Genomic DNA, 26,566 nt, shown 5'->3' with positions numbered 1-26,566 from the left:
GCCGAACCGGTCACCGGGTCGGCGGATGATGCCGACGCGATGAGGTCGGCAGCATCGCCACGTGGCAATTCCGCTCAGGCGGCGGGAGCCTTGCGGGCGCGGACGGACGCGCGCGCCTGCGCCACGCCCTCCGGCCCGAGATCGAGGGCGAGGCGCACCGCCTCCTCCATGAAGGCCTGCGGCGTCAGCCCCGCCTGCTTGGCGGCGCGGGCGAGCTGAAGGCCGAGGGCGCCGTCGATCGGGATCGCGGTGCCGCGGGGGGCGGTGGGCTGCGGCGGCGCCGGGACCGCGACCGGGGCGGCGGGGCCGGGCGGCAGGCCGAGAGCCTTGCGGCGGCCCTCCGCGGCGAGCCGGTCGGCGCGCTCGTTGCCTTCCTCGCCCGCATGGCCCCGCACCCAGACCCAGCGCACGTCGCGGCGGGCGTTGAGCGCGTCGAGGCGCTCCATCAGGTCGCGGTTCTTCACCTCGCCCGTCGTGGTGCGCCAGCCCTTGGCCTTCCAGCCGCGCAGCCACTCGGTGACGGATTTCACCACGTACTGGCTGTCGCAGCGCATCTCGATCGCCGCGCCTTCGGGGAAATGCTCGAGGGCGCTGATCGCCGCCATCAGCTCCATGCGGTTGTTGGTGCTGCGCGGATCGCCGCCGCAGAGCTCGACCGGCCCCTCCGGCGCCAGGATCACGACGCCCCAGCCCCCCGGGCCGGGATTGGGGTCGCAGCCGCCGTCGGCGTAGACGATGGTTCGCATGGGCACTGAACTCTTTCGCGTGTGAAGGCGGGCGGCCCCGTCCTGACTGCCGCCATCCGGGCGGCGCCGCAACCGCGGAGCGCATCCTCTCACGCGAAGCTGAACGGAATCCCAGCCCGCGGGTGACCCGCATCTCGACGACCGGCGCAGCACGGTGAGCCTTGCGCCGGGCCGCCGCCGCCGCGCAGGATCGGTCCCGGTGGAGACCCTCGAGACCATGACCCTCCTGCACAAGACCTACGGCAAGAGCCGCGTCCGCGTGATGCGCGTCCATCGCGACGGCGAGCGCCACGAGGTGCGCGAACTCACCGTCCAGGCCATGCTGACCGGCGGCTTCGATCCGGCCTTCACGCAGGCCGACAATTCGACCACGGTCTCCACCGACACGGTGAAGAACGTCGTCAACGTGGTGGCGCGCGAGAGCCTGACGCTCGCCACGGAGGCGTTCTGCCAGGCGGTCGCCCGGCGCCTGCTCGACTCCTACGCCATGGTCGAGACCGCCACCGTGACCGCCCACGAGACGCGCTGGTCGCGGCTCGCCGTCGACGGGACGCCCCACCCGCACGCCTTCACCCTCGACGGCAACGGGACCTCCGTCGCCAAGGTGGTGCTGGGACGGGACGGGGCGCAGATCCTCGAATCGGGCCTGTCGGACTTCACCTTCCTCAAGACCACCGAATCCGGCTGGGCCAACTACGTGAAGGATCCCTACACCACGATCCGCGAGACGCATGACCGCCTCGCCGCCTCCAGCATGGAGGCGTCCTGGCTGTGGTCGCGCCCGCCGGCCGCGTATCCGGCCGCCAATGCCCGCATCCTGGAGAGCCTGCTGCGGGTCTTCGCCACCACCTACAGCCACAGCATCCAGGACAGCCTCTACCGGATGGGCGAGGCGGCGCTGGCGGCGGTGCCGGAGATCGAGACCATCACCCTGGCCTGTCCGAACAAGCATTACCTGCTCCTCGACCTGTCGCCCTTCGGCCTCGACAACGAGAACCAGGTCTTCCTGCCGACCGACGAGCCGCACGGCCAGATCGAGTGCACGGTGGGACGATGACGACGCATCTCGATTCCCTCAACGCGGCCCCGGCGGAGGATTTCGCGGGCTTCGTGGGCAGCCTGATCCCGGGGGCGGCCTTCCTCGGGGAGCGGGCCGCGTCCGCCCGCCCCTTCGCCACCGTCTCGGCCCTGCACGCGGCCCTCATGGCAGCGCTGATGGCCGCCTCCCCCGAGGAGCAGCGGGCTCTCCTGGCGGCCCATCCGGAGCCCACGGCCGAGGACGCCGCCGGACTCGACCCGCTGGCGGCGGCCGCGGAGGCGGAGGCCTTCGCCCGCGGCCTCGCGGCCTATCGGGAGCGGTTCGGCTTTCCCTTCCTGATCTGTGCCGAGCGGCAGACGATCGACGCGGTCCTCGATGCCCTCGCGGCCCGGCTCGCCGGCGAACCCGCGGCGGAGCGCGCCGCTTCGCTCGGCGAATTCGGGCATATCGTCCGGCTTCGCCTCGCCCGCGCGGTCGAGGGGCCGGGGCTGCCGCCATCGACCGGGCGCCTCTCGACCCACGTTCTCGACACCCATGGCGGCCGGCCCGCCGCGGGCGTCGCGCTGCGCCTCTACGCGGTCGGGCGGGCCGGGCGCCGGCTCCTCGACAGCCGCACCACCAACGCGGATGGCCGCACCGACGCGCCGCTCCTCGCGGGCGCTCCCCTGCGCGCGGGCCGCTACGAGATCGAGTTCGACATCGGGCCGTATTTCCGTGGCCGGGTCGATGGCGCGGTGCGCAATCTCTTTCTGGAAACGGTGCCGATCCGCTTCGGCATCGACGAGCCGGAGGGCCATTACCACGTGGCGATGATCGCGACCCCGTGGAGCTACACGGTGTACCGGGGGAGCTGAGCCGGCGGGCGGCCCGCACTCGGCCCTTCGGGGGCCGGCGCGGGCAGCCCCACCACCTCGACGGTTCGGTCGGACCCGCGCAGCACGTGCAGGCCGTAGCTCCTGGATGCGATCCCGGCGCGTCCGGCCACGGCTCCGGTCATCAGCAGCGACACACCGAGTTCCTTGGCCAGCTCCTGCAGCCGAGCGGCCCGGTTGACCGGATCGCCGATGATGGTGAATGAGAACCGGTCGGCCGAGCCGATGTTGCCATGCACGACCTCGCCCACGTCGATCCCGATCCTGGCGCGAAGGCCCCGGCCCGAGCCGCAGGGCGCCAGCCCCGCCACGGCGTCGAGGGCAAGGGTGGCCGCTCGCACGGCCGCGGCGCAGACGGCTCTCATGTCGTCGGCGGACCGGATCGGGCAGTACATGACGGCAGCATCGCCGACATGGCCGGAGACATGCCCGCCGGCCGCCACGATCGGCTGCGTCACCGCATCGAAGAAGCGGTTCAGCGTCGCGATCAGGTCGGAGGCAGAGACCTGCTCGGTCAGCCCCGTGAAGCCGACGAGGTCGCAATACAGCACCACCGCGCGGATCCGCCTCACCGCGCCGCGCCGGGCCCGTCCGGCGAGCAGGGCGGCCGCGGCGTGCGGGCCCAGATAGGTGTCGAACAGGGTGCGCGCCGTTTCGAGGTTGAGGCGGGTGCTCAGGGCCAGCGCGAAGAACGGCACGATCCGCTCCAGGAAGGCGATCTCGTCCGCGCCGAACCCTCCCGGGCGCGCGGTGGCGAACAGCGTCATGACGTCGTCGAGGGGGCCCAGGGTGGCATCCGGCTCGAGATGCGTGGCGAATGCCACGAATTCGGTGACGCCCTCGGCGCCGAACACGGCGGGCGGACCGGTCTCCGCACCGCTTCCTCCAGGCGACCGCGCCGCCCGGAGCCGGGACAGGCGGCCGGCGAGCATGCGGCGGAAGATCGCCGCCGCGGCCCGGCTCCCGTCTCCGACCGCCCGGCCCGGCCGCCAGCAGAAGAAGCGGTTCGCGCACGCGGCGCTGAGAGCATCACAGCCGACCTCGACACGCGACAGGGGGATGCCGCTCGCACGGAGTTCCTCGCAGAAGCGTGCAAGGAGATCGGTCTCGGACGCTCCTGCGAGGGTCGATCGGGCCAGTTCCCCCGTGCAGCGCAGCAGATCATCGGTCATCGCCATAGTCCGGGACAGGCTGCCGCCCTCATGCCGCTCAGGCGCCGACCGGCGCCTCGTCGTAGTTCCGCGCATAGGCGTTCTCGATTGCCGGGATGATCTCCACGATCTGGAAATACCTGTCCCAGAGCGGTGTCTCGCGCAGCTCCTCCACCATCATCTCGTAGTCGTGGCTGCTTTTCGCTTCGATCAGCCAGAGATCCGTCAGGCGTGTCGTGTAAAATTCCGCATCGTACCAGCGGAACGTCACCCGGTCGGCGTATTTCCGGATGATCGGCTGCAAATCTTTGCGGAGATGAGCGAAGCGGGTCGGGACAGGGAAGCCGAGCCACTCCGGGGAGGTCTTGACGAGCATGAAGATGCTGAGGGTTTCAGGGGCCGACATGAGGTCTTGCCTTGCGTTCGTTGACGGCCCAAATCTGCGAGCGATCGGTCACATCGCCTACTCGCATTCCCATGCCGGTTCAGGTCCGTTCCGCCTCCCTCAAGCCACGGAAGAAGCCCGTGCAATCCCGGTCGGCGGAGACCGTGCGGATCATCGTCGAGGCGGCGGCTCGCATTCTGGAGGAGCGCGGTTTCGCCGGGTACACGACGAATGCCGTTGCGGAGCGGGCGGGCGTCAGCATCGGCTCGCTCTACCAGTACTTCCCCGCCAAGCAGGCGCTGACCGTGGCGCTGATCGAACGCGAGACGGCCCTGCTCCTGGCCGACATCGCCGCGGCGGAACACAGGCCGGACGGCCGCAGCGCGGTGCTCCATCTCATCGCGGCGGCCGTCCGGCACCAGATGCGACGCCCCGTTCTGGCGAGGCTGCTCGATTTCGAGGAGCGGCGGCTGCCTCTCGGCGAGGACGAGCGCCGGATTTCCGACGCCTTCACGGCGATGCTCGTCGGGCAACTCGCGCGGCTGCCCGCCCTCGCCGTCGACGACCTGCACGAGGCGTCGACGGATGTCCTCGCCATGGTCAAGGGCCTCGTCGATGCGGCGGGCGAGCGCGGCGAGACGGATCCCGGCCGGCTGGAGGTGCGCGTCGGGCGCGCCGTCTTCGGCTATCTGGGTCAGCCGCCGGGCCCCTGAGGCGACACAGCCCGCTACCACCTGCGGCTGCGGTGCTGCGCTACGATCCGGATCACCAGCCGGCCGCGGCCGGCCCCGGAGAGAGGTGACCCGGTTTCATGGCCAAGCCCGTCCATTCGATGATCCGCGTGCGCGACGAGGCCCGCTCGCGCGATTACTACGCCAAGGCCTTCGGGCTCGAAGTCGCCGACAGGTTCGAGTTCGATGGCTTCGCCCTCGTCTATCTCCGCGATCCCGCCTCGCCCTTCGAACTCGAACTCACCGTCAATTTCGACCGTCAGGAGCCCTACGAGATCGGCAACGGCTACGGCCACCTCGCCGTGGTGGTGGACGACGTCGATGCCGAGCATGCGCGCTTCACGCGCGAGGGGTTGCCGGCGACGCCCGTGAAGGACTTCCAGCACCAGGGCCGCACCCTCGCCCGGTTCTTCTTCGCCACCGATCCGGACGGGTACAAGATCGAGGTCATCCAGAAGGGCGGACGCTTCGGCTGAACGCCGCCGACCCGGCATCAAGAACAACACATCGTGAGGAAACGCCCATGAGAGAAGTCGATCCGCGCCGGCGGGTGAGCCGGCGCAGCTTCCTGCAGAGCGCGGCCGTGGCGGCGCCGGCCGCCGCCGTCGCCACCGGCGTCGGGCTGTCCGCCGAGGAGGCCTGGGCGGAGGGCGGCGCCGCCCTCTCGCCCGCCGAGCTGAAGACCCTCGTGAAGGTGGCGCGGGACATCTACCCGCACGATTTTCTCGCCGACACCTCCTACATCGCGGCCGTGAGGCCCTGGGATGCCAAGGCCGCGAGCGACCCGGCGGTGAAGCAGCTCCTCGGCGACGGGATCCGCCGCCTCGACGAGGATGCCCGCAGCCGCCACAGGGTCGCCTACGCGCAGATCGGCTGGGAGGCCGACCGCGTCGTCCTGCTCCAGGCGATCGAGCACACGCCGTTCTTCAAGGCGCTGCGCGCCGACCTCGTCGTCTCGCTCTACAACCAGCCCGATCTCTGGCCGAAATTCGGCTACGAGGGCTCCTCGGCCGACAAGGGCGGCTACATCAACCGCGGCTTCAACGACATCGACTGGCTTCCGAAGGTCTGAGCACCCGGCCGTCCAAGCCCGAGTTCAAGTTCAAGCCAAGTCCAAGTCCAAGCCCAAGTCCAAGACAAGCACGAAGAACGAGAGATGCGCGGCTGTGGCGACGCGCGAAGCGCGGCCCGCCGGCGCGACCGGAGGAAAGCATGGCCACATTCGACCTCAACGACGACGGTGTCGTCGTCATCGTGGGCTCGGGCGCGGGCGGGGGCACGCTCGGCACGGAACTCGCGCTCAAGGGGATCCGCACCGTCATCCTGGAGGCGGGCGCCCGCCACAACATGGAGGATTTCGTCAACGACGAGTGGGCGAGCTTCGCCCAGCTCGCCTGGGCGGACATGCGCACCACCTCGGGTTCCTGGCGGGTGGCGCGAGACTTTCCCAACCTGCCGGCCTGGATCGTCAAGGCGGTGGGCGGATCCACCGTGCATTGGGCAGGCGCCTCCCTGCGCTTCGAGGAGCACGAGTTCCGCACCCGCGACCATTACGGCCCGGTCCCGGGCGCCAACCTCCTCGACTGGCCGATCACCCGGGCCGAACTCGACCCTTGGTACGAGAAGGCCGAGGACCGGATGGGCGTGACCCGCACCAACGGCATCCCGGGCCTGCCCGGCAACAACAACTACAAGGTGCTGGAGGCCGGGGCCCGCCGCGTCGGCTACCGGGAGGTGCATACCGGCCGCATGGCGATCAACAGCCAGGAGCGCCACGACCGCGGCTCCTGCCAGCAGATCGGCTTCTGCTTCCAGGGCTGCAAATCCGGCGCGAAGTGGTCGACGCTCATCGCCGAGATCCCCCGCGGCGAGGAGACGGGCAAGCTGGAGGTGCGCCCGAACTGCATGGCGCTCCGCATCGAGCACGACGCCGCCGGCAAGGTCACGGGCGTGGTCTACGCGGACGAGACCGGCGCGCTCCAGCGCCAGAAGGCCCGCATCGTCGCGGTGGCCGGCAACTCGATCGAGAGCCCGCGCCTTCTCCTCAACAGTGCCTCGTCCCTGTTCCCGGACGGGCTCGCCAATTCCTCCGGCCAGGTCGGCCGCAACTACATGCGGCACATGACCGGCAGCGTCTACGGCGTGTTCGAGAAGTCGGTGCACATGTACCGCGGCACCACCATGGCGGGCATCATCCGGGACGAGGCGCGGCACGATCCGTCCCGCGGCTTCGTGGGCGGCTACGAGATGGAGACGGTCTCCCTCGGCATCCCCTTCATGGCGGCCTTCCTCAATCCCGGCGCCTGGGGCCGCAGCTTCACCAGCGCCATGGAGCAGTATCCGCGCATGGCCGGGATGTGGCTCGTGGGCGAGGACCTGCCGCAGGAGACGAACCGCATCACACTCGATGCGGCCGTGAAGGACAAGTTCGGGATGCCGGTGGCGAACGTCCATTTCGACGACCATCCCAACGACGTCGCCATGCGGACCCACGCCTACCGGCAGGGGGCATCGGTCTACGAGGCGGTGGGGGCCACCGTCACCTATCCGGTCACGCCCTATCCGAGCACCCACAACATGGGCACGAACCGGATGAGCGCGAAGCCGCGGGACGGCGTCGTGAACAAGTTCGGCCAGACGCACGACGTGAAGAACCTGTTCGTCTCGGATGGCAGCCAGTTCACCAGCGGGGCGGCCTGCAACCCGACCCTCACCATCGTGGCGCTGGCGCTGCGGCAGGCCGACCACATCGCCGGAGCGATGCAGCGCCGGGAGATCTGACGCAAACGGCCCGGCGCGGCGGGTCGGCGCTCAGGCGGCCTGCACGCGCTCCACGAAGCAGGCGACCGCGGTCTGCAGGGCCTGCGTGCGGGCGGCGATCGCGTTCGCCGCCTGCCGCACCTGCCCCGCCTGCTCCTCGGTGGAGGAGGCGGTCGCCTGCACGCCGCCGATGCTCCGGGACACCGTCCGGACCTCGGCCGCGGCGCCCGCGATCGAGGCCGCGATGGTCTGGCTCGCCGTGACCTGCTGGTCGGCCGCGGCGGCGACGTCGCGGGCAATCGTGCTCACCTGCCCGATCGTCGCGCCGATGGCGCCGAGGGCGCCCGCCGTGTCCTGGGCCGCGTCCTGGATCGCGCTCACCTGCGCGGTGATCCGGTCCGTGGCGAGCGCGGTCTGGCCCGCGAGGGACTTCACCTCGGCGGCGACCACGGCGAAGCCCCGCCCCGCCTCCCCGGCCCGGGCCGCCTCGATGGTGGCGTTCAGCGCCAGCAGGTTCGTCTGTTCGGCCACGGTGCGGATCAGGGTCACCACCGCGCCGATCTCGGTGGCCGCCGTCGTGAGCGCCGTTACGGTCGTCTCCAGGCCGCGGGCCTCCGCGAGCGCGCTCGTCGCCACCGCCTCCGTGAGATGCACGCGGGTGCCGATCTCGTGGGCGGCGCTCGAGAGTTCCTCGGCCGCCCCCGCGATCGTGGTCACCATCACGGAGGATTGCTCGGAGGCCCGCAGGACGGCGGCGGTCTGCTCGGCCGTCTCGCCGGAGGCGCCGAGCAACGTTTCGGCCGCGCCCTGCATCTCGGCGGCGGCGCGCACGAGGGTCGCGGCGATGTCCTGGGTCTCGCGCCGGAAGGCTCCGGTGGCCTCGGCGAGCTGCTCGCCGCGCACCACGTCCCGGGCGGTGCGGTCGCGGGCGGCGGCATCGAGGGCGCGCTTCTCGATCAGCGCGGCCTGGAAGGTCGCGATGGCCTGCGCCATCTCGCCGACCTCGTCGCGGCGCTCCGCGTAGGGCACCCGGGCCTCGAGCCGGTCGGCCGCGAGCGCGCGCATGGTCTCCTTCAGGCGCACGAGGGGGCGCCGGATCTGGGTGGTGGCGATCCAGAACGCGGCGGCGAGGGAGAGGGCGATGGCCGCGCCGGGTGCCACGACGAGCGCCAGGGCCGCTCGCTCGCGCTCCGCGGCGGCGGCGGCGCGCGTCTGGTCGAGGGCCGCGAGCGTCGTCTCGCCGAGCTTGGTGATGTGGGAGACCATCTGTTCGCGGTTGCGCACCGTCGCCTCGTCGGTGGCCTGGATCAGCGCGGCCTTGGGCGAGACGGTGAGGCCGAGCTGCGCCGTATCGGTCTGGTAGGCGATGAATTCCTTGATCGCGAGGTCGAGCCGGCGGGCTTCCTCGGGCGCGAGTTCGGCGCGCAGGGCGGACAGGAAGGGGGCGCGGGCCCGCTCGACATCCGCCAGCGCCGCCTGGAGCGCGGAGAAGTAGCCCTTGGCGCCCTGCGTGTCGTCGGCCGTGTAGACCGCGGTGGCGGCGACGACCGCGTGCTCGATCGCCTGCGCCAGCGTCCGCGCCTGGAGGGCGGCGGCCCAGATCGCCTCCGTGTCCGCGGCGCGCCGCTGCTCGCTTGCCGCCTGATGAAGCGCGAAGGCCGAGATCCCGGCCGCCACGAGGCTGAGAATGAGGACGACCGCGCCCAGCTTGCGTCCAAGGGTGATGCGCATGGGAGGAGTGCTTTGTCTGTGGAAGATGGAGCTATGCCTAGGCGGGAATTTTTAATTCGCTCTTAAATCGAATGAATTTTAGCCAACTATGCTATGGAGTTCGATTCGAACTGACCGTTATAACAGTCATGCTTCGTGGAAAATATCCGGTGAGCAGGTCATGGCGCCACCATGACCTTGCGACAGAGGGCCGGCAGATCGTCAATCATCGGGTTCCGGACGATCATCCGGGCGTCGCGCCCGCGCAGCCCAGCGTGCAGGCTGTCATACGGTTTCCGGATGATCGCTTCGCGATGCGGAAACCGGCCTCGCTCAGGCGCCGCGCGGGCTCGTGATACGGTTTCCGAAAGTGATCTTCCGGAAACCGTATCACCCCACCATGAGGTGGCGACCGGCGGCGTCGACCCTGACGGACGAGGGCCAGGCTGGTCTCGACGACCGTCCCGATGGATCCGGCTCGTGGGTTCCGATCGAGGCGCGGGCTCCCCTCTCCCGAGTGGGAGAGGGGAGCCCGTCAGGCCGACGGAGGGATGCGCCACGCGGCACCACGCCCTGGTGGTGAACAAAATCAAAGACTTAGAGAAGCTCTCGATTGGGCGGCACGGCTTCCGGGCGGCCCATCTGAAAGCGGCGCCCCGCCCGAGAGCGGAGCGCCGTCGGTCCTCATCCCCTCCCGGGTGGAGGAACTCAGGTCCGGAGATCCGGCCTCAGGCGATCGCCTCGGCGTACATCTTCTCCACGTGCTCCCAGTTCACGAGGTTCTCGATGAAGGCCTTGAGGTAGTCGGGGCGCCGATTGCGGTAGTCGATGTAGTAGGAGTGCTCCCAGACATCGACGCCGAGGATCGGCTTGGCGCCGTGCACCAGCGGGTTCTCGCCGTTCGGGGTCTTCATGATCTCGAGCTTGCCGTTCTTCACGGCGAGCCAGGCCCAGCCCGAGCCGAACTGCGACACGCCGGCCTGGATGAAGTCGGCCTTGAACTTGTCGGTGCCGCCGAGGTCCTCGGCGATCTTCTTCTCAAGGGCGCCGGGGATCGCGCCGCCGCCGTTCGGCTTCATCCACTGCCAGAAATGGATGTGGTTGTAGTGCTGGCCGGCGTTGTTGAAGAGGGGTTGGTTCTGGCCGTAGGAGGCCTTCACCACCTCCTCGACGCTCTTGCCCGCGAGTTCCGAGCCTTCGAGGAGCTTGTTGCCGGTGTCGACATAGGCCTTGTGGTGCTTGTCGTGGTGAAACTCGAGGGTCTCCTTCGACATGTAGGGCTGCAGCGCGTCGTAGGCGTAGGGCAGTTCGGGCAGCGTGAAGGCCATCGGGTGTCTCCGGATCGCTAGAGCGATGGACCGCCGCCGGCAGCCTCGCTGCGGCGCGGGATCCGGGCGTTACGTAAGTCGGCCGGAGCTCGCCGGCAACGTGCCGCATGGGCGGAGAATCGCCCTCTCCCCGGTTTTGCAAAAGGGCGGCAGGGCTTTAAATCTCGGCCGTGAGCGGCCCCGCCCGCGCGTGTTCGAGAGTCCTGATGATTGGTGCGTTGTTCGCGCTCTCCCTGCTGATGATCCTGGGCGGCCTCGCCGCCATCGCGCAGGGCCTTCCCTTCGTGCGGCTGGAGATCGGCTGGACCATGGTCATCGCCGGCGCGGTCGGGGCGAGCGGCGGGGCGGTGCTGCTCGGCATCGCCGTGGCGGTCGCCCGGCTCGCCCGCATCGAGCACCTCCTCGCCGCCCGGGCACAGGCCGGCCGCGCGGCCGCGCCGGAGCCCGCGCCGCCGCTTCCCGCCATGCCGCTGCCGCTCCGGGCCGAGGCGCCGCCCGCCCCTGCCCCCGCCCTGTCCGCCGAGCCGGTGCCGCCGGCCGACGAGCCGCCGCCCGCGCCGCCGGTCCCCTCCCCGGTGGCCGCAGCCCTCGGCGAGGCCGGCGTGGCGAGCGCGGCGGTTCTCGCCGCGCCCGAGCTGCGCTTCACGCGGGCCGACCCCGACGACCATCCGTCGTCCCCCGCCGAGACCGAGCCGGCGCCGTCCTCCGAGCTCCCCTCCCCGCCACCGGACGCGGCGGCGGCGGTGCCCGCCGCTCCGCCGCCGGAGGAGCCCCGGGCCGAGATCCCGGCGCCCGAGATGCCGCCCGCCCCGGCCCCGGAGCCGCCCTCCGGCCCGGAGCCGGAAGCCGGGCCGGGCCCCGAGGAGCCGGCCATCGTCGGCACCTATGCGTCGGGCGGAAACACCTACGTGATGTATTCCGACGGCACGATCGACGCGCAGACGCCGGGCGGCAAGTACCGCTTCCACTCCCTCGACGAACTCAAGACCTTCATCGCCGAGGGCGGCGAGGCCGGAGACGAGCTGCGCTCGGGAGCTGCCTGAGCGGGCGGCCCCTTCATTCGGCTTCCGGGCGGGTCGTCGGGAAGCCGGATCAGAGCTTGGCGAGGGGGTTGAGGGCGATGTTGCGCTTGGGCATCGGCGCCAGCATCGTCAGGCGCAGGCCCTCGGGGTCGTAGTCGATCGCCACGTTGGCCTGGACCTGGGTCGAGAGCACCCGTTGCAGCAGCCGCGAGCCGAAGCCCTGGCGGCTCGGCGGCTTGACCAGCGGCCCGCCGGTCTCCCGCCACTCGAAGCGCAGCACCACCCGCTCCCCCTCGGGCTCCAGGCTCCAGCGCACCCGCACGCGGCCCGCGCGGTTGGACAGGGCGCCGTACTTCGCCGCGTTGGTGGTGAGTTCGTGGATCGCCATGCCGATCGGCACCGCGATCTCCGAGGCGAGATCGACCGCCGGCCCGTCCAGGGTGACGCGTCCGTCCGCCTCCGGGGTCATCGGCCCGTCCGCGTAGGGTTTGAGTTCGTTCTCCAGGAGACCGCGCAGGGAGGCGGTCTGCCAGACGTCCTCGGTCAGCACCGAGTGGGTGTGGGCGAGCGACATGATCCGGCCGACGAAGGCCTCGTAGAAGCTCTCGATGCTCGACGCCGTGCGGGCGGTGGAGCCCACGATGGCCTGCACGGTGGCGAGCGTGTTCTTCACCCGGTGATGGAGTTCGCGGATCAGGAGAGTCTGGCGCTCCTCGGCGAGGCGCCGGTCGGTGATGTCGGCGACGACGCCGATCAGGCGGCGCGGCAGGCTCCCCGGCGTGTCGCGCTCGAAGCGCCCCGCCATCTCGATCGTCCGCCACGTCCCGTCACTGGCGCGGCGGACGCGGCCCGTGGCGTGCAGCACGCCCTCGCCCTGAACGGCCGCCGCGACGGCGGCGCGGAACGGGCCCTTGTCCTCCGGGTGCATCACGTCGCGGAAGAACTCGGTCATGCTGATCGTGCCGTCCTGCGGACGGCGGCCGAAGATCTCCCACATACGCTCGTTCTCCCAGAGCGCCTGATCGTCGAGGAGATGCCATTCGAAGATGCCGAGGGCGGCGACCGAGGTGGCGACGCGCAGCCTTTGCTCGCGGTCGTGCAGCGCCCGGCGCGCCTCCTCGCGGGCGGTGACGTCCTGCACGACGCCGATCATCCCGGTGACGGTGCCGTCCGGCCCGAACTGAGCCCGGCCGCGGGCGGAGATCCACACCTCCTGATCGTCCGGCGGTCGGCGGTAGCGCAGGTCGATGGCATAGGCCCGGCCCTCGGGCATCGTCTCGTGGATCAGGGCCCGGGCCCGCTCCAGGTCGTCGCGCCGCAGGCGCAGCTGAAGCTCCTCCCAGGTGATCGAGGGGCCGGGGTGCAGGCCGAGGATCTCGGCCGCCCGCTCCGACAGGGTGATCGCCCCGCTCGCCGGGCTCCAGCTCCAGTCGCCGAGCCCCGCGGAGGCGAGAGCGAGGCGGGTCTGCTCGGCGCGGGCGGCGGCCCCGTGATCCTCCGCGGCTTCCACCACCAGCACGCGCCGGCCGTCGCGCGGCGGCCCGGCCCGGACCATCACCCAGACGGCGCCGCGGTCGGGGCGCCGCCAGCACTGCTCGACGGCCGCGCCGGACGCGGTGTCGGGCGCCGCAGCGTCGGCATCCGTGAGATCGGCGAGGGTTCGGCCGAGGAGGTCGGCCGGCGTCGCCGACAGGAGCGCGCAGAGGCGCGGGTTGACGGCGACGATGCGGTCGTCCGGCCCGGCCAGGCAGACGAGCCCGAGCGGCGCCGCCTCGAAGGCGAAGCGCGCGCCGGCATCCTCGGATGAACCCGGATCCGGCGCGTCCCCGTGCCGGCCGGGCTGCTGGTCAGGCCTGTGGTTCAAGACGCGCCCCACTGGTCTCAAGGCCGGCCGCGCCGGCCACGAACGGAAAGGCGGCTCACGCGTTGGGGAACCGCATCCGGCCGGCACCCGTTCGGACCGGTCCCGGTATCTCTCCGCTCCTTCTGTCCCCGCCCAGGCCCGACGGGCTTGGCCGTCCGAGGATGATGACCGTCATGGCACTCAGCGACAAGGCTCTCTCGGTCTTCGCATTCGCAGCGTACCACCAACTCGAGAGCGGGCAGAAGGTCTCGCGTGTCGTGCGCCACGACGGGGCGGGCCATTCCGCCGATCCTCGGGCGGTGGAGGAGTTGGCGGCGGCCGGCCTGATCGAGGCGACGGCGGACGAACTCGTCTTCCGGCCCGAGGCGGAGGCGATGCTGGAGGCGGCGATCACGGCCCTGCGCCAGGCGCTCGCCCGCTGACGGGCGCCCGCGCGTGCGGAAACCCGCGCCATCGCCCGGGGAGGGCGCGGGAGGTCGATCCTGGAGACGACTCGGTCGCGCGCCAAGGTTTCGGTCGCGCGCGAAGCTTCAGTCGCGCGCGAAGGCGAGGTAGGTCGGCCGGCGGCCCTGCGCCACGGCCTTGGCCTCGTAGCGGGTGCCCGGCCAGTCGGGCCAGGGCTGCGTCCAGTCGCTCGCCCGCTCGGCGGTCCAGCGCAGATGCGGCGCGCGGGCGGTCCGAACCAGGGTCCAGCCCGCGTAATCGTCGATGTCGCTGGCGAAGCGGAACTCGCCGCCGGGGGCGAGCACGCGGGCGATCTCCGTGAGGCTCTCGTCCGAGACGAAGCGCCGCTTGCGCTGGCGGCGCTTGGGCCACGGATCGGGATAGAGCAGGTAGACGCGGGCGGCGCTCGCCGCCGGCAGGCGCGGCAGCAGCTCCATCGCGTCGCGGTCCCACAGCCGCGCATTGTCGAGGCCGCCGTCGTCCACCGCGCGCAGGAGCTTGGCGACGCCGTTCACGAAGGGCTCGCAGCCGATGAAGCCGATCTGCGGATGGGCGCGGGCCTGGGCGGCCAGATGCTCGCCGCCGCCGAAGCCGATCTCGACCCACAGGGCCGAGACGGGGCGGGGAAACAGGGCGGCGGGATCGAGGGGCCCGTCCGCGGGCACCCGCAGCCGCGGCAGGAGCGCGGCGATGCGCTCCTCCTGGCCCGCACGCAGGCGTTTGCCCTTGCGGCGGCCGTAGAAGGCGCGGCCCCGCTCGGGGGCCGCGTCGGTGTCGTCGTCGGTCATCGTCGTCCGGTGCAGGTGGCGGGGCGCGCTCCGCTGCGGGGCGCCCCATCGCTCAGCAGACTTGCGTTGGCGTGCCACCGCTTCGTCCGCTGCGTTTCCCGAGGTGTCGCAGGTTCTCGCCGCAAAGCCGGCGAGCACTTTTGCGAAACCTGCTTAGGGCGCCCCGTAGCACCGGAGCGGCGGATCAGGCCAGGGCCGATTTCAGGGTTCCGGCGAGGTCGGTCTTCTCCCAGGAGAAGCCGCCATCCGCCTCGGGGTCGCGGCCGAAATGGCCGTAGGCCGAGGTGCGGGCGTAGATCGGCTTATTGAGGCCGAGATGCGTCCGGATGCCCCGCGGCGACAGATCGAGGATCTCGCCGAGCACCTTCTCCAGCTTCGCCTCGTCCACCTCGCCGGTGCCGTGCAGGTCGACGTAGATCGACAGGGGCTTCGAGACGCCGATGGCGTAGGCGAGCTGGATCGTGGCGCGGCGGGAGAGGCCGGCAGCGACCACGTTCTTGGCGAGGTAGCGCGCCGCGTAGGCCGCCGAGCGGTCGACCTTGGTCGGATCCTTGCCGGAGAAGGCGCCGCCGCCGTGAGGGGCCGCGCCGCCGTAGGTGTCGACGATGATCTTGCGGCCGGTGAGGCCGCAATCGCCGTCCGGGCCGCCGATCACGAACTTGCCGGTCGGGTTCACGTGCCAGACGGTCCGGTCGGTGACCCACGACCCCGGCAGCGCCGCGCGGATATAGGGCTCGACGATGGCGCGGACCGCGGCCGAATCGAGGTTCTCGTCGAGGTGCTGGGTCGAGAGCACGATCTGGGTCGCCTCGACCGGACGGCCATCCGCGTAGCGCACCGTGACCTGGCTCTTGGCGTCGGGGCCGAGCTTGGCGGCCTCGCCGACCCGGCCCTTGCGCGCATCCGCGAGGTCCTTGAGGATCTTGTGGGCGTAGTAGATCGGGGCCGGCATCAGGGCGGGGGTCTCGTCGGTCGCGTAACCGAACATGATGCCCTGGTCGCCCGCGCCCTCGTCCTTGTTGCCCGCGGCGTCCACGCCCTGGGCGATGTCGGCCGACTGGGCGTGCAGGAAGATCTGGACGTCGTTGTGCTTCCAGTGGAAGCCGTCCTGCTCGTAGCCGATGTCCTTCACGGCGGCCCGGGTCAGCTCCTCAAGGCGCTGGAAGGTCACCGAATCGGGACCGCGCACCTCGCCCGCGATGACGATGCGGTTCGTGGTGGCGAGCGTCTCGACGCCCAGGCGGGCCTCCGGCATCTCGGCGAGGTAGGCGTCCACGACCGTGTCGGAGATGCGGTCGCACACCTTGTCCGGGTGCCCCTCGGAAACGGACTCGCTTGTGAACAGGTAATCGGTACGTGCCATCGGTTATCCCCTGACCAGCCGGGCGCGACCGTCCGATCGTCGACCCGGCGGTTTCGGCGCGTCCGGGTTGTGGCAGCCGGCAAAGCGGCGGTCAACCTGAAGAACCGGAGTCGTTCTCTATATCGAACGAGGGCGTGGCCTGGAGAGCACGGTCGAGGGCCCGCACGACGGCGGCGAGACGCCGGCGTTCCTCGGCGCCGAGATGCGCATCGGCGGCGCGGGCCACGGCTCCGGCGAAATCCGCCCAGGGACCCGGGCCGAGCAGGGCCGCCTGGGGCCTTTCCGCGAAGCCGGGCCGCGCATTCTCGACCGCGGGCAATCCCTCGAAGAAGTACCCGATCGGCACGTCGAACAGGCGGCCGACGAGGTCGAGGTCGGCCGCGCTCATGCGGTTCTGCCCCTTCTCGTACTTCCCGAATTGCGAGGCCGAGATGCCGAGCCGGCGGGCCAGGGCTTCCTGGGACAGCTTCGCCCGCACCCGCAGCATCTCGATGCGCTGGCCGATGTGAACGTCGCGCGCGTCGGCGGGCTTGCCGGCCATGGGGGCTCGCAGGAGCGGCGCGCAGGCCGCGCCATCGGGGGAAGTGCCCGGATTGTTGCTCCCCGATGGTTGAGAGTGCGTAAACGCTCGGCGTCGGGCCGAACGGGCCGTTCGGCGCGGCAACGCCCGGCGCGGGAAACAGCGTCGCTCGGCGGAGACGGCGCGGGCCGGAGGACCCGCGACCCGCGTCACGCGGCGGCGGCGCAGCCCCGGTCGGCCGCGTCGTCCTCGACGCGGCCCCTGACCCATTGCTTCGCGTCCTCGGCGGTGTCGAAGACTTCGGGAGCGCGGTATGCGCAGGGGCCGAACCCCGCTTCGAGGAACCAGCGGCCGATCAATTCGTCGCCCACCGAATGGCGGAGCTGAGAGACGACGGCGACGAGCAAACCGTCCGCGAACAGCAGCAGGCCGTCTTCCGATCCGGTCCCGGTGGCGATGCGGGCCGGCTGCGAATCAAGTCGAGTGATCATGCCCTTCGCATAAGCGAAATCGCCAAGCTCCTGCTTTCGCATTTGATAATAGTGCCGCCGGTATGCGGCCGCCGTGTCCCCCCGGCCGCAGCGCCGCACGGCATCCGGGTGCAGCGCCGCATGCGGGCCCGCATCCACAGGTTGCAGTCTCAATCGCTGATTTCAAGAGGAATCTCGGCCCCGAAGGGGCTCAGAGAAGCGTGGCGTCCCCGGCAGGGCTCGAACCTGCGACCCCAGGTTTCATCCCACTTCGGCTTTCGCCGCCGCCATCCGGCGTTCGTGGTCTGGACTATCCCTTCACCATAGGCCGAGAAAGCCCTTAGGTGCCGCCCGTCTAGTCTCTACACCTTCCCGGCGGGGCCGGGCTTGGCTCGGGATCGGCGTGACGCGAGATCGACGCTTTCCCCGACTTTGAGCGGATCCGTCGCGTGGTTTCCCGGCGCGACGCCCAATTTTCCGTTCAGGAAACCTGTGCTCTGTCCAGCTGAGCTACGGAGACCCACGGCGCGTGCATAGCATCCCGGAGAGGCGCAGCCAACCGGCGGCATGCAGGAAGTGGCCGTTCGCCGGCACGATCCTGGCGATTCTCGCCGCTGCGCCGGCGGCGGCCGAGGGCTGCCGTCACCGGGTCCCCGGGCAGGACCGGCTGGAGGCGCTCACCCCGGAGGGGGATCTGCTGCTCGCCTCGGGCCGCCGGGCGCGGCTCGACGGGGTGCGCTGGCCGGAGGAGCCGGCGCTCGCCGCAGCGGCCCGCGCGTGGCTCGGCGCGCGGGTGGGCCGCCCCCTCGCCACCCGGGAGGAGCCGGCCCCGGACCGCTGGGAACGCGTGGTCCTCGATGCCGAGACGGCGGAGGGTGAGCCCGTCGATCTCGCGGGCGGCCTCGTGGCGGCGGGTCTCGCCCTGGTCGATGCCGGCGAATCGGATAGGCTCTGCCGGCCGGCGCTTCTCTCCGTGGAGGCGGCGGCCCGGCGGGAGCGGCGCGGCCTCTGGGCGGACCGGCAGCCGATCCCCGCCGAGGATGCGGCGCGGCTCGCCGCCCTGGCGGGCCGGTTCGTGGTGGCGGAGGGGCGGGTGCGCAGCGTCGGCGAGCGTCGCAGCCGGACTTACCTCAACTTCGCCCCTTTCGGAGAGGAAGGTCTGACGGTCACGGTGTCGAAACGCACTTGGCGGACCCTGCTCGAACGTGGTTTGACGGCAGCCGCGCTTCGGGGACGGCGCGTGCGGGCTCGCGGCTTCGTCGAGCTCTGGCGCGGGCCGACCCTCGACATCGGCGCGGCCGAGACGATCGAGATGCTGGACGAGGAGCGGGCGCAGCGCCGTTGATCGCGATGGACGGGCTCTTCACGTGGAAATCGCCGGCCAGCGGGCCGGGAGCCGCCGCGACGCGCCGCGTCGCCGCGCTGGTGCTCATCCTGGCGGCGGCGGCCTGCGCGGGCGACCAGACCGGGGCGCTGACGCCCGTGGCCGTGGCGGTGCCGCCGGAGGCGCCGCGCACCACCGGCGGGCGCGAGCGCACCGGGTCGGATGCCGACCATGCCAAGCTCGTCGCCTCCTTCGGGGGCGAGTACCGGGCCCCGGCCGCGCTGAAGCTCGTGAGCGAGGTCACCGACCGGCTGGTGAAGGCGACGGAGCGGCCCGACGAGACCTACGCGGTCACCCTGCTCGACGCGCCCGCCGTCAACGCCTTCGCCCTGCCGAACGGCCGGCTCTACGTCACCCGCGGGCTCCTGGCGCTCGCCAACGACACCTCGGAACTCGCGGCCGTGCTGGCGCACGAGATCGCCCACGTCACCCTGCGGCACGCCAATGCCCGCACCGAGATGGCCCTGCGCTCGGAACTCGTCAGCAAGGTCGTGGCCGACGTCCTCAAGGATCCGGCGACCGGCGCCCTGTTGCAGGACCAGTCGCGTTTCGTGCTGGCCAAGTTCTCCCGCTCGCAGGAATTCGAGGCGGACCAGACCGGGGTGCGCACCCTGTCGCGGGCCGGCTACGACCCGTTCGGCGCCGCCCGCTTCCTCACCAGCCTCAACCGGGCGACGGCGCTGCGGGCCGGCAGCGGCCTCTCGTCCGAGCCGGATCTCCTCGCAACCCATCCGAGCACGCCCGAGCGCATCACCCAGGTGACGCAGGCGGCCCGCCGCATCGGGGCGCCGGGTCTCGGCACCGACGACCGCACCCACTATCTCGCCGGCATCGACGGCATCGCCTATGGCGACAACCCGGCCGACGGCTTGGTGCGCGGGCGCCGCTTCATCCACCCGCGGCTCGGCGTCACGTTCGAGGCACCGGACGGCTTCGCCCTGGAGAACACCGCGCGGGCGGTGCTCGGCACCACCCCGGACGGGAGCCGGCGGCTCCTGTTCGATGCCGTCGAGACCAACCCGGGCCAGGGCCTGGAGGATGTCCTGCGGGCGACCTGGAACGACGCCATCGAGACCGGCAGCTTCGAGAACCGCATGATCAACGGCTTCCCGGCCGTGACGGCGGTGTCGAAGGGCAAGGAGTGGTTCTTCCGCCTCGCCGCGGTCCGTGTCGGCACCAACACCTTCCGGATGATCATCGCCGCCAAGGGGGCGAGCGATCCCGAGGCCGCCTTCGGGCGCTGGCTGGGAAGCGTCGCGGCGGTCGGTCCCGACGAGGCGCGGCGCCTGCGGCCCGCGCGGATCCAGATCGTGGCGGCCGCGCCCGGCGACACCGCCGAGGTGATGGGAAGCCGCATGGCGGTGGGCGACCGGGGCACCGAGACCTTCCTGGTGCTGAACGGCCTGGAGCGCGGCGCCGCCTTGAGACCGGGGCAGCCCTACAAGCTCATCGTGGAATAGGGGCGCTTCCGTTCGGATCCGATCGCGCCGTGAACGGATCCTGCTCTCAGCAGGTTTCGCAGGGGCGATCGCCGGTTTTGCGACAGAAACCTGCGGAACATCAGGAGCCTAAGCGGAGGAGGCGTTGGCACGCCGACGCAAGTCTGCTTAGTGCCGCGAGCCGGAGCGGGGCCGCAGAGCCCCGCCCCATCGCCCCGGAGGAAGCCCGATGCCATCCCGTCTCGCCCCGGCGCTCGCCGGCCTCGTCCTGTGCGCCGGCAGCGCCGCCGCCCAGCAGATCCGCAATGCGCCCCCGCCCCGCTCCCTCGAGACCGCGGCCTATGTCTTCGCGGCGGCGAATGTCTGCGGCTACCCGATCGGGGTCGCGGCCTTCGAGGCCCTGCTCGGCCGTTTCAACGTGACGATCGAGGATGTGCGCCCGCCGCGAGGTCCCTTCGGCGCCAAGGTGCAGACGATGTTCACGCTGATGTCGAACCAGATGATGGCGAACCGCGACACCGCCTGCCGCCTCGTCGCCGGCGAGTTCGGGCCGGAGGGAAGCGTCGCCAAGGGCGTGCTGCTGCCGGCGGTGGTCCAGGCGCCGGAGGGACAAGCGCCGCAGGCGCCGGAGGGGCAGCCACCGCAAGCGCCTGCGCCGCAGGCGCCTGTGCCGCAGGCGCCAGAGGGGTCGGCTCCGAAGATCGTGCAGTAGCGGCCGGTCAGGCCGGCTCGGCGAGCAGGGCCGCGAGCGCGGGAGCGAGCCCGGTGCTCGCCATGGCGGGCGGCAGGGCGCGGCCGGCCCGCACCGCCGCGGCGGCGAGCGCCATCCGGGCCCCCGCCTCCACCGAGCAGAGGACCGGCACCGGCACGTCCGGGGCGATCCGGTCCGCGAGGCCCGCGAGGGCCGCCCCGCCGAGCACCACCACGTCGGCCCCGTCCTCCGCGGCGCAGGCCCGGCAGGCGGCGGCGAGGCGGGCGAGGGCCGAGTCGGGATCCCGGGCGATCTCGCCCCCGGTCGGCGCGATGGTGCGGATGCCGGCGATGCGGCCGGCGAAGCCGAGGCTCGCGGCGAATTCCTCCAGCATCGGCTTCCACAGGGCGCCGCCCGTGACGATGCCGATGCGCCGCCCGCGCGTGCAGGCGAGGTGGAGCGCGCCCTCCGCCATGCCGACGACCGGCACCGCCGAGACCTCCTTGAGGGCGAGAAGCCCGGGATCGCCGAAACAGGCGAGGTAGACCCCGTCGCAACCCGCGCCGTGCTCGGCGAGGGCGTCCAGGGCGGCGTGGGCCGCGATGGCGTAGGTCGCCCGGCTCGCCACGTAGTGACCGCCGAAGCGGCCCGTCACCGCCCGCAGCGCGACACCCGGCAGCACCCGCCGCACGGCGGACGCGGCGAGGTCGGTCACCGCCGCGGTGGTGTTGGGGTTGATGACGAGCAGGCGCAAGCCGGGCGGTCCTACTTCTCGACGAAGGCCTTCTCGATCACGTAGTGGCCGGCCTCGCCGTGGTTGCCCTCGACGTAGTCGCGGCTCGACAGCAGCTCGCGGGTGTCGCGGATCATGTCCGGGCTGCCGCACAGCATGAAGCGGTCGGCCTCGATGCTCATCGCGGGCAGGCCGACATCCTCGAACAGCTTGCCCGAGGTGATCAGGTCGGTGATCCGGCCGCGGTTGCGGAACGGCTCGCGGGTCACGGTCGGATAGTAGATGAGCTGCTCGCGCACCATCTCGCCGATCAGCTCGTGGTTCGGCAGATCCTGAGTGATCGTCTCGCCGTAGGCGAGTTCCTGCACCTGCCGGCAGCCATGGACGAGCACCACCTTCTCGAAGCGCTCGTAGGTCTCCGGATCCTTGATGATCGACAGGAAGGGGGCGAGCCCCGTGCCGGTGCCGAGGAGATAGAGGTGACGGCCCGGCAGCAGGTTGTCGAGGACGAGGGTGCCGGTGGCCTTGCGGCTGACGACGATCGGATCGCCGACCTTGAGATGCTGGAGCTTCGAGGTGAGCGGGCCGTTCGGCACCTTGATGGAGAAGAACTCCAGCTCGTCCTCGTAATTGGCCGAAACCACGCTGTAGGCGCGCAGCAGCGGCTTGCCCTCCGTCTTCAGCCCGATCATCGTGAACTCGCCGTTGCGGAAGCGGAACGACGGGTCGCGGGTCGTGCGGAAGCTGAAGAGCGTGTCGGTCCAGTGATGGACGGACAGCACACGCTCCTCGTTGAAATTGCTCATCGGACGGATTCCTGGATCGTCAACCTTTTGGCGCCGGTCATCTCGCACCTGCAGCAGAGCCGTCAAGGTGCCTGGGAACGCACCCGGTCTGCATCGTGATCAGATCACTGCGGCAAAGGGTGGTTCGCTGGAATCGTTCCGGGCGCAGGCGGCGGCGCGACCGGCGCCGCCGCCCGTCGATCAGGCGATGTACTGGCCGCCGTTGATGGTCAGCGTCGAGCCCGTGATGAAGCCCGCCTGCTCGCCGGCCAGGAACTCCACCGCGCGGGCGATCTCCTCCGCCTCGCCGAGGCGGCCGACCGGGATCTGCGGCAGGATCTTGGTCTTGAGCACCTCCGCGGGCACCGCCATCACCATCTCGGTGGCGATGTAGCCCGGGGCGATCACGTTCACGGTGATGCCCTTGTTGGCGTTCTCCTGAGCGAGCGCCTTGGCGAAGCCGATCACGCCGGCCTTGGCCGCCGAGTAGTTGGTCTGGCCCATCTGGCCCTTCTGGCCGTTGATGGACGAGATCAGGATGATGCGGCCGAAGCCGCGGGCGCGCATGCCGTCGATCACCGGACGGGTGCAGGTGAACATCGAGTCGAGGTTGGTGCGGATCACCGCCTGCCACTGCTCGAAGGTCATCCGGTGGAACATGCCGTCCCGGGTGATGCCGGCATTGTTGACCAGGACGTCGATCGGTCCGAGTTCGGCCTCGGCGGCCCGGATGCCCGCCTCGCAGGCGGCGGCATCACCCACGTCGAACTTGAACACCGGGATCCCGGTCTCGGCCTTGAAGGCGTTGGCGGCCTCGTCGTTGCCGCCGTAATTGGCCGCCACCTTGTAGCCGGCCGCCTTCAGACCCTTCGAGATCGCGGCGCCGATGCCGCGCGTTCCGCCTGTCACCAGTGCGACGCGTTCTGCCATGTGCCCTCTCCTTGCGGATGCATTTCTTCCCTAGAGATGCCCGGGCACTTCGAGAAGAGCCCAGACGTCTCTTCGTTGTTGGTTCTTTCGTCCGTCTGGACAAGGCCCTCGCCGGGCCTCGTCCGGAGTATAGGGTGGCCTCGGCCGCCCGGCCGATGCGGCGCTCAGCGCTCCACGCACATGGCGACGCCCATGCCGCCGCCGATGCAGAGCGTGGCGAGGCCCTTCTTGGCGTCGCGGCGCTGCATCTCGTGCAGCAGGGTCACCAGCACGCGGGCGCCCGAGGCGCCGATCGGGTGGCCGATCGCGATGGCGCCACCGTTCACGTTGACCTTGGAATCGTCGAAGCCGAGTTCCTTGTTCACCGCGAGGGCCTGGGCCGCGAAGGCCTCGTTGGCCTCGATCAGGTCGACCTCGGAGGCGCTCCAGCCGGCCTTCTCCAGGGCCTTGCGGGAGGCCGGGATCGGGCCCGTGCCCATGATCTTGGGATCGACGCCGGCCGTGGCCCAGGAGGCGATGCGGGCGAGCGGCTTCAGGCCGCGCTTCTCGGCCTCGGCGGCGGACATCAGCACGATGGCGGCGGCGCCGTCGTTGATGCCCGAGGCGTTGCCGGCCGTGACCGTGCCTTCCTTGGAGAAGGCCGGGCGGAGCTTGGCCATGCCCTCGGGGGTCGCGCCGTCGCGGATGTACTCGTCGGTGTCGACGACCACGTCGCCCTTGCGGGTCTTCACGGTCACGGGGACGATCTCGTCCTTGAAGCGGCCCTCCTTCTTCGCCGCCTCGGCCTTGTTCTGCGAGCGGGCCGCGAATCTGTCCTGCTCCTCGCGGGTGAGCTGCCACTTCTGGGCGATGTTCTCGGCCGTGACGCCCATGTGGTAGCCGTTGAAGGCGTCCATCAGGCCGTCCTTCAGCATCGTGTCGACGAGGGCGAGATCACCCATCTTCTGGCCGCCGCGCAGGTGCTGCGCGTGGGGCGCCATCGACATCGATTCCTGGCCGCCGGCCACGATGATGGTGGCGTCGCCGTTGGCGATCTGCTGCATGCCCACCGCGACGGTGCGCAGACCCGAGCCGCAGAGCTGGTTGAGACACCAGGCGGTGGCTTCCTGCGGGATGCCCGCGGCGATGGCGGCCTGGCGGGCCGGGTTCTGGCCCTCGGCGGCGGTGAGCACCTGGCCGAAGATCACCTCGTCGACGTCCTCCGGCGAGACCTTGGCGCGCTCCAGGGCGGCGCGGATGGCGACGGCGCCGAGCTGATGGGCGGGCAGGCTCGCGAAGGCACCATTGAAGGAGCCGACCGGCGTGCGCGCCGCGCCCACGATGACGATGTCCTGCTTCTCGGCCATGCGCACCTCCACCTTTCGATCTCCGCGCCACCCGGCGCGTTTGAAGCCGATGAACGCCCTGGCCAGGGGGAAGTCAAGCTGGCTGTCGGTGGTGTCGAGACACGGTTTGCGTGGATGCCGCGCAGATTGCTATTTTCGCCAGCACAGGAACGCCTTAAGGTCCATACGTGGAAACGCGCTGAACAGCGGACCCGGACCGGCGGCCTTACGTCGGCTGCAGGTTGACCCAGAGGAGAGCCCGTGGAGATGGCGGACAGCGGCAAGTCGGCACCCACCGTCATCAAGAAGTACGCCAACCGGCGTCTTTATCACACGGGCACGTCCACCTACGTGACCCTGGAAGACTTGGCGGCCATGGTGCAGGCCGGCGAGGATTTCGTGGTTTACGATGCGAAGTCCGGCGAGGACATCACCCGCTCGGTGCTGACGCAGATCATCTTCGAGCAGGAGAACAAGGCGGGGGCCGAGAACCTGCTGCCCGTCGCCTTCCTGCGCCAGCTGATCCGCTTCTACGGCGACAGCATGCGGGCGATGGTGCCGAGCTACCTCGAATTCTCCATGGACCATTTGGCCAAGGAGCAGAACGGCCTGCGCGAGAAGATGTCCCAGACCTTCGGGGCGAGCGCCTTCCAGCACGCCATGGAGGAGCAGGTCCGCGCCAACATGACCTTCTTCAGCGAGGCGATGAAGATGTTCACGCCCTTCACGCCGGGGACCCAGCCGGAAAAGCCGCCGGCCGAGGACGTTCCCGTCGCGCCGCCGGCCGCCTCGCGGGGCGAACTCGACGACCTGCGCCGGCAGATGCTGGAGATGCAGAGCCGGCTCGACGCCCTCGCCAAGAAGTGAGGGCTCCCGCGGCACCGGCGCACGCCTTGCGGGTTGATGCGCCGGAGGATGCGGAGAGCGCCGGAATGTCCCACGCCGACACGGAGAAGCCGGAGACGCCGTCGTGGGCGCTGGCACTCGTCGGGGCGCCTGCCCCGGCGCGGGCCGTCCCGGCCCGGCCGCTGGCGCCGTTCCTCGTCCAACTGATCGATGGCCCGGCGGGATCGTTGCGCCCACCCCGAAACCAACGCAGCCGCGAAGCGTCGGAGCGCTACGCGGCCGGTGCGAAACGGATGGGCTGACGGGGGCGGATAGGCCGCCCCGCGCGAAGGCCTTACGCCTCGGTCTTGACCTTCAGCACCTGCCGGCCGCGGTACATGCCGGTCTTCAGGTCGATGTGGTGCGGGCGGCGCAGCTCGCCGGAATCCTTGTCCTCGACGTAGGTCGGGGCCTTGAGGGCATCGGCAGAGCGGCGCATGCCGCGCCGCGACGGGGAGGTCTTTCGCTTCGGAACGGCCATGACACGTATTCTCTTGCAGCAAAACAGGCACGGGGCTGCCCCGGGCGGAGCCGCCGCGCACCCTGAGAACTGATGGAGCGCGGCTTATACAGAGGCCGGACGGCCCTGGCTAGCCCGTCGCCGGGATTTCTCCGCCGGAGGCCGCCGGCAGGATCCACCGCTCACCGTTAAGCCGCAGTTCAACCGGCGGGGCGCCTGATGGGCGAGCCGGCCAGGACCCGGCGCAAGCGACCCTCGGAGGTCCCTCCCATGATCCAGATCCGTCCTTTAGCCCGCTTCGGCCGCGCGCTCGCCGCGGCGGCGCTTCTCGGCGCGGCGGCGCCCGTACTGGCCCAGGCGCCGGCGCCGGCCCCCACGACGACGACCAAGCCGGCCCCCGCCGCCCCGGCCGCCAAGCCCGCCGCTCCGACCACCCCGGCCCCCGCCGCCAAGCCCGCCCTCATCGACCTCAACAGCGCCACCAAGGAGGAGCTGGACACCCTGCCGGGCATCGGCGCCGCCCGCGCCGAGGCGATCATCAAGGGCCGGCCCTATCGCGGCAAGGACGAGCTCCTCTCGAAGAAGATCGTTCCGTCGAACGTCTACGAGGGCATCAAGGACAAGGTCGTCGCCCGCCAGAAGACCTGAGCCGCTTCAGCGCCTTGCCGGTGCAGGGAGGGGGTGTTAGGCGCGGGGGAGCCGCCGCGCGAGACGGCGGCGCACAGGTCCGGACCCAGCCCC

General features: G+C 71.1%; 29 protein-coding genes. 14 read left to right on the top strand and 15 right to left on the bottom strand.

Annotation, left to right across the window (positions count from 1 at the left end):
- Positions 1-74: 74 nt before the first annotated feature.
- On the bottom strand, positions 75-746 hold the full coding sequence (rnhA, locus tag ACE101_RS23485) for a ribonuclease HI (RefSeq protein WP_379134794.1): 672 nt from the start codon (positions 744-746) through the stop codon (positions 75-77).
- A 217-nt stretch (positions 747-963) separates the two neighbouring features.
- On the opposite strand from rnhA, the gene pucL reads away from it, so the two are divergent.
- A complete protein-coding gene (gene pucL / locus ACE101_RS23480; RefSeq protein WP_379138874.1) occupies positions 964-1,803 on the top strand; it encodes a factor-independent urate hydroxylase in 840 nt (279 codons plus the stop codon).
- A complete protein-coding gene (uraH, locus tag ACE101_RS23475; RefSeq protein WP_379134792.1) occupies positions 1,800-2,639 on the top strand; it encodes a hydroxyisourate hydrolase in 840 nt (279 codons plus the stop codon). The genes pucL and uraH overlap by 4 nt, the downstream gene beginning before the upstream one ends.
- Here uraH and ACE101_RS23470 read toward each other — a convergent pair.
- Both ACE101_RS23470 and ACE101_RS23465 read right to left on the bottom strand, forming a co-directional pair.
- Positions 2,615-3,829 (bottom strand): adenylate/guanylate cyclase domain-containing protein, encoded by a 1,215-nt coding sequence (locus tag ACE101_RS23470; RefSeq protein ID WP_379134789.1) that lies wholly within the window; start codon positions 3,827-3,829, stop codon positions 2,615-2,617. The two genes, uraH and ACE101_RS23470, sit on opposite strands and share 25 nt — an antisense overlap.
- A gap of 37 nt (positions 3,830-3,866) precedes the next feature.
- The gene (locus tag ACE101_RS23465; protein WP_379134787.1) at positions 3,867-4,214 is read right to left on the bottom strand and encodes a darcynin family protein; all 348 of its coding nucleotides are present in this window, start codon (positions 4,212-4,214) and stop codon (positions 3,867-3,869) included.
- A 119-nt stretch (positions 4,215-4,333) separates the two neighbouring features.
- Here ACE101_RS23465 and ACE101_RS23460 point away from each other — a divergent pair, with 119 nt between their 5' ends.
- The 4 genes from ACE101_RS23460 (at position 4,334) to ACE101_RS23445 (ending at position 7,705) form a co-directional block, all read left to right on the top strand.
- Complete coding sequence (locus ACE101_RS23460) at positions 4,334-4,906, top strand: TetR/AcrR family transcriptional regulator (RefSeq protein WP_379134785.1); 573 nt, start codon at positions 4,334-4,336, stop codon at positions 4,904-4,906.
- Between the two features lie 98 nt (positions 4,907-5,004).
- Positions 5,005-5,400, top strand: coding sequence for a VOC family protein (locus ACE101_RS23455; RefSeq protein ID WP_379134782.1), 396 nt, complete (start codon positions 5,005-5,007; stop codon positions 5,398-5,400).
- Positions 5,401-5,447: 47 nt separating this feature from the next.
- Positions 5,448-5,996, top strand: a complete 549-nt coding sequence (locus ACE101_RS23450; RefSeq protein ID WP_379134780.1) for a twin-arginine translocation signal domain-containing protein — start codon at positions 5,448-5,450, stop codon at positions 5,994-5,996.
- A gap of 140 nt (positions 5,997-6,136) precedes the next feature.
- Positions 6,137-7,705, top strand: coding sequence for a GMC family oxidoreductase (locus ACE101_RS23445; RefSeq protein WP_379134777.1), 1,569 nt, complete (start codon positions 6,137-6,139; stop codon positions 7,703-7,705).
- A gap of 30 nt (positions 7,706-7,735) precedes the next feature.
- On the opposite strand, the gene ACE101_RS23440 is transcribed toward ACE101_RS23445, so the two are convergent.
- Both ACE101_RS23440 and ACE101_RS23435 read right to left on the bottom strand, forming a co-directional pair.
- Complete coding sequence (locus ACE101_RS23440) at positions 7,736-9,415, bottom strand: methyl-accepting chemotaxis protein (protein WP_379134774.1); 1,680 nt, start codon at positions 9,413-9,415, stop codon at positions 7,736-7,738.
- 707 nt (positions 9,416-10,122) lie between these two features.
- On the bottom strand, positions 10,123-10,722 hold the full coding sequence (locus tag ACE101_RS23435; RefSeq protein WP_379134771.1) for a superoxide dismutase: 600 nt from the start codon (positions 10,720-10,722) through the stop codon (positions 10,123-10,125).
- A 206-nt stretch (positions 10,723-10,928) separates the two neighbouring features.
- On the opposite strand from ACE101_RS23435, the gene ACE101_RS23430 reads away from it, so the two are divergent.
- Positions 10,929-11,765: a hypothetical protein gene (locus tag ACE101_RS23430; protein ID WP_379134768.1), complete on the top strand. Its 837-nt coding sequence runs from the start codon at positions 10,929-10,931 to the stop codon at positions 11,763-11,765.
- Between the two features lie 49 nt (positions 11,766-11,814).
- Here the strand turns inward: ACE101_RS23430 and ACE101_RS23425 are convergent, their stop codons facing one another.
- On the bottom strand, positions 11,815-13,608 hold the full coding sequence (locus ACE101_RS23425) for an HWE histidine kinase domain-containing protein (RefSeq protein ID WP_379134765.1): 1,794 nt from the start codon (positions 13,606-13,608) through the stop codon (positions 11,815-11,817).
- A 173-nt stretch (positions 13,609-13,781) separates the two neighbouring features.
- Between ACE101_RS23425 and ACE101_RS23420 the strand changes: the two genes are divergently transcribed.
- Entirely contained in the window at positions 13,782-14,030 is a 249-nt protein-coding gene (locus ACE101_RS23420) for a hypothetical protein (RefSeq protein ID WP_379134762.1), read from the top strand.
- 108 nt (positions 14,031-14,138) lie between these two features.
- On the opposite strand, the gene trmB is transcribed toward ACE101_RS23420, so the two are convergent.
- The 4 genes from trmB to ACE101_RS23400 form a co-directional block, all read right to left on the bottom strand.
- Positions 14,139-14,840: a tRNA (guanine(46)-N(7))-methyltransferase TrmB gene (gene trmB, locus ACE101_RS23415; RefSeq protein WP_379134759.1), complete on the bottom strand. Its 702-nt coding sequence runs from the start codon at positions 14,838-14,840 to the stop codon at positions 14,139-14,141.
- 184 nt (positions 14,841-15,024) lie between these two features.
- A complete protein-coding gene (gene metK, locus ACE101_RS23410; RefSeq protein ID WP_379134756.1) occupies positions 15,025-16,203 on the bottom strand; it encodes a methionine adenosyltransferase in 1,179 nt (392 codons plus the stop codon).
- 91 nt (positions 16,204-16,294) lie between these two features.
- Positions 16,295-16,744 (bottom strand): helix-turn-helix domain-containing protein, encoded by a 450-nt coding sequence (locus tag ACE101_RS23405; protein ID WP_379134753.1) that lies wholly within the window; start codon positions 16,742-16,744, stop codon positions 16,295-16,297.
- 188 nt (positions 16,745-16,932) lie between these two features.
- A complete protein-coding gene (locus ACE101_RS23400; protein WP_379134750.1) occupies positions 16,933-17,352 on the bottom strand; it encodes a hypothetical protein in 420 nt (139 codons plus the stop codon).
- A 370-nt stretch (positions 17,353-17,722) separates the two neighbouring features.
- Here ACE101_RS23400 and ACE101_RS23395 point away from each other — a divergent pair, with 370 nt between their 5' ends.
- The 3 genes from ACE101_RS23395 (at position 17,723) to ACE101_RS23385 (ending at position 20,728) form a co-directional block, all read left to right on the top strand.
- Positions 17,723-18,538 carry a DNA-binding protein gene (locus tag ACE101_RS23395; protein ID WP_379134748.1) on the top strand — a complete coding sequence of 272 codons (816 nt, stop codon included), beginning with the start codon at positions 17,723-17,725 and terminating at the stop codon, positions 18,536-18,538.
- A gap of 5 nt (positions 18,539-18,543) precedes the next feature.
- Positions 18,544-20,037, top strand: coding sequence for a M48 family metalloprotease (locus ACE101_RS23390; protein ID WP_379134745.1), 1,494 nt, complete (start codon positions 18,544-18,546; stop codon positions 20,035-20,037).
- Between the two features lie 208 nt (positions 20,038-20,245).
- Complete coding sequence (locus tag ACE101_RS23385) at positions 20,246-20,728, top strand: hypothetical protein (RefSeq protein WP_379134742.1); 483 nt, start codon at positions 20,246-20,248, stop codon at positions 20,726-20,728.
- A gap of 7 nt (positions 20,729-20,735) precedes the next feature.
- On the opposite strand, the gene ACE101_RS23380 is transcribed toward ACE101_RS23385, so the two are convergent.
- The 4 genes from ACE101_RS23380 to ACE101_RS23365 form a co-directional block, all read right to left on the bottom strand.
- On the bottom strand, positions 20,736-21,461 hold the full coding sequence (locus ACE101_RS23380) for an aspartate/glutamate racemase family protein (RefSeq protein WP_379134740.1): 726 nt from the start codon (positions 21,459-21,461) through the stop codon (positions 20,736-20,738).
- 11 nt (positions 21,462-21,472) lie between these two features.
- The gene (locus ACE101_RS23375; RefSeq protein ID WP_379134738.1) at positions 21,473-22,246 is read right to left on the bottom strand and encodes a ferredoxin--NADP reductase; all 774 of its coding nucleotides are present in this window, start codon (positions 22,244-22,246) and stop codon (positions 21,473-21,475) included.
- Positions 22,247-22,426: 180 nt separating this feature from the next.
- Entirely contained in the window at positions 22,427-23,155 is a 729-nt protein-coding gene (phbB, locus tag ACE101_RS23370; protein ID WP_379134736.1) for an acetoacetyl-CoA reductase, read from the bottom strand.
- Positions 23,156-23,319: 164 nt separating this feature from the next.
- Positions 23,320-24,501 carry an acetyl-CoA C-acetyltransferase gene (locus tag ACE101_RS23365; RefSeq protein WP_379134733.1) on the bottom strand — a complete coding sequence of 394 codons (1,182 nt, stop codon included), beginning with the start codon at positions 24,499-24,501 and terminating at the stop codon, positions 23,320-23,322.
- A 246-nt stretch (positions 24,502-24,747) separates the two neighbouring features.
- Here ACE101_RS23365 and phaR point away from each other — a divergent pair, with 246 nt between their 5' ends.
- Both phaR and ACE101_RS23355 read left to right on the top strand, forming a co-directional pair.
- Positions 24,748-25,347 (top strand): polyhydroxyalkanoate synthesis repressor PhaR, encoded by a 600-nt coding sequence (phaR, locus tag ACE101_RS23360; RefSeq protein WP_379138871.1) that lies wholly within the window; start codon positions 24,748-24,750, stop codon positions 25,345-25,347.
- A gap of 65 nt (positions 25,348-25,412) precedes the next feature.
- Positions 25,413-25,628, top strand: a complete 216-nt coding sequence (locus ACE101_RS23355) for a hypothetical protein (RefSeq protein WP_379134731.1) — start codon at positions 25,413-25,415, stop codon at positions 25,626-25,628.
- A gap of 32 nt (positions 25,629-25,660) precedes the next feature.
- Here the strand turns inward: ACE101_RS23355 and rpmF are convergent, their stop codons facing one another.
- A complete protein-coding gene (gene rpmF / locus ACE101_RS23350; protein WP_012334986.1) occupies positions 25,661-25,846 on the bottom strand; it encodes a 50S ribosomal protein L32 in 186 nt (61 codons plus the stop codon).
- A 249-nt stretch (positions 25,847-26,095) separates the two neighbouring features.
- Here rpmF and ACE101_RS23345 point away from each other — a divergent pair, with 249 nt between their 5' ends.
- On the top strand, positions 26,096-26,473 hold the full coding sequence (locus ACE101_RS23345) for a ComEA family DNA-binding protein (RefSeq protein ID WP_379134728.1): 378 nt from the start codon (positions 26,096-26,098) through the stop codon (positions 26,471-26,473).
- Positions 26,474-26,566: the final 93 nt, after the last annotated feature.

It is taken from the genome of Methylobacterium carpenticola (genome assembly GCF_042748905.1).
In the GTDB taxonomy this organism is placed as follows: Bacteria; Pseudomonadota; Alphaproteobacteria; order Rhizobiales; family Beijerinckiaceae; genus Methylobacterium; species Methylobacterium carpenticola.
The sequence above is the reverse complement of the archived record's forward strand: the minus strand, read 5'-3'. Positions and strand labels throughout refer to the sequence as shown.

Excerpts from the sequence above, each read along its gene's own strand:
- rnhA (WP_379134794.1), bottom strand. The coding sequence starts at position 746 with ATGCGAACCATCGTCTACGCCGACGGCGGCTGCGACCCCAATCCCGGC.
- pucL (WP_379138874.1), top strand. The coding sequence starts at position 964 with ATGACCCTCCTGCACAAGACCTACGGCAAGAGCCGCGTCCGCGTGATG.
- uraH (WP_379134792.1), top strand. The coding sequence starts at position 1,800 with ATGACGACGCATCTCGATTCCCTCAACGCGGCCCCGGCGGAGGATTTC.
- ACE101_RS23470 (WP_379134789.1), bottom strand. The coding sequence starts at position 3,829 with ATGACCGATGATCTGCTGCGCTGCACGGGGGAACTGGCCCGATCGACC.
- ACE101_RS23465 (WP_379134787.1), bottom strand. The coding sequence starts at position 4,214 with ATGTCGGCCCCTGAAACCCTCAGCATCTTCATGCTCGTCAAGACCTCC.
- ACE101_RS23455 (WP_379134782.1), top strand. The coding sequence starts at position 5,005 with ATGGCCAAGCCCGTCCATTCGATGATCCGCGTGCGCGACGAGGCCCGC.
- ACE101_RS23450 (WP_379134780.1), top strand. The coding sequence starts at position 5,448 with ATGAGAGAAGTCGATCCGCGCCGGCGGGTGAGCCGGCGCAGCTTCCTG.
- ACE101_RS23445 (WP_379134777.1), top strand. The coding sequence starts at position 6,137 with ATGGCCACATTCGACCTCAACGACGACGGTGTCGTCGTCATCGTGGGC.
- ACE101_RS23440 (WP_379134774.1), bottom strand. The coding sequence starts at position 9,415 with ATGCGCATCACCCTTGGACGCAAGCTGGGCGCGGTCGTCCTCATTCTC.
- ACE101_RS23435 (WP_379134771.1), bottom strand. The coding sequence starts at position 10,722 with ATGGCCTTCACGCTGCCCGAACTGCCCTACGCCTACGACGCGCTGCAG.
- ACE101_RS23430 (WP_379134768.1), top strand. The coding sequence starts at position 10,929 with ATGATTGGTGCGTTGTTCGCGCTCTCCCTGCTGATGATCCTGGGCGGC.
- ACE101_RS23420 (WP_379134762.1), top strand. The coding sequence starts at position 13,782 with ATGGCACTCAGCGACAAGGCTCTCTCGGTCTTCGCATTCGCAGCGTAC.
- trmB (WP_379134759.1), bottom strand. The coding sequence starts at position 14,840 with ATGACCGACGACGACACCGACGCGGCCCCCGAGCGGGGCCGCGCCTTC.
- metK (WP_379134756.1), bottom strand. The coding sequence starts at position 16,203 with ATGGCACGTACCGATTACCTGTTCACAAGCGAGTCCGTTTCCGAGGGG.
- ACE101_RS23405 (WP_379134753.1), bottom strand. The coding sequence starts at position 16,744 with ATGGCCGGCAAGCCCGCCGACGCGCGCGACGTTCACATCGGCCAGCGC.
- ACE101_RS23390 (WP_379134745.1), top strand. The coding sequence starts at position 18,544 with ATGGACGGGCTCTTCACGTGGAAATCGCCGGCCAGCGGGCCGGGAGCC.
- ACE101_RS23385 (WP_379134742.1), top strand. The coding sequence starts at position 20,246 with ATGCCATCCCGTCTCGCCCCGGCGCTCGCCGGCCTCGTCCTGTGCGCC.
- ACE101_RS23375 (WP_379134738.1), bottom strand. The coding sequence starts at position 22,246 with ATGAGCAATTTCAACGAGGAGCGTGTGCTGTCCGTCCATCACTGGACC.
- phbB (WP_379134736.1), bottom strand. The coding sequence starts at position 23,155 with ATGGCAGAACGCGTCGCACTGGTGACAGGCGGAACGCGCGGCATCGGC.
- ACE101_RS23365 (WP_379134733.1), bottom strand. The coding sequence starts at position 24,501 with ATGGCCGAGAAGCAGGACATCGTCATCGTGGGCGCGGCGCGCACGCCG.
- phaR (WP_379138871.1), top strand. The coding sequence starts at position 24,748 with ATGGCGGACAGCGGCAAGTCGGCACCCACCGTCATCAAGAAGTACGCC.
- ACE101_RS23355 (WP_379134731.1), top strand. The coding sequence starts at position 25,413 with ATGTCCCACGCCGACACGGAGAAGCCGGAGACGCCGTCGTGGGCGCTG.
- rpmF (WP_012334986.1), bottom strand. The coding sequence starts at position 25,846 with ATGGCCGTTCCGAAGCGAAAGACCTCCCCGTCGCGGCGCGGCATGCGC.
- ACE101_RS23345 (WP_379134728.1), top strand. The coding sequence starts at position 26,096 with ATGATCCAGATCCGTCCTTTAGCCCGCTTCGGCCGCGCGCTCGCCGCG.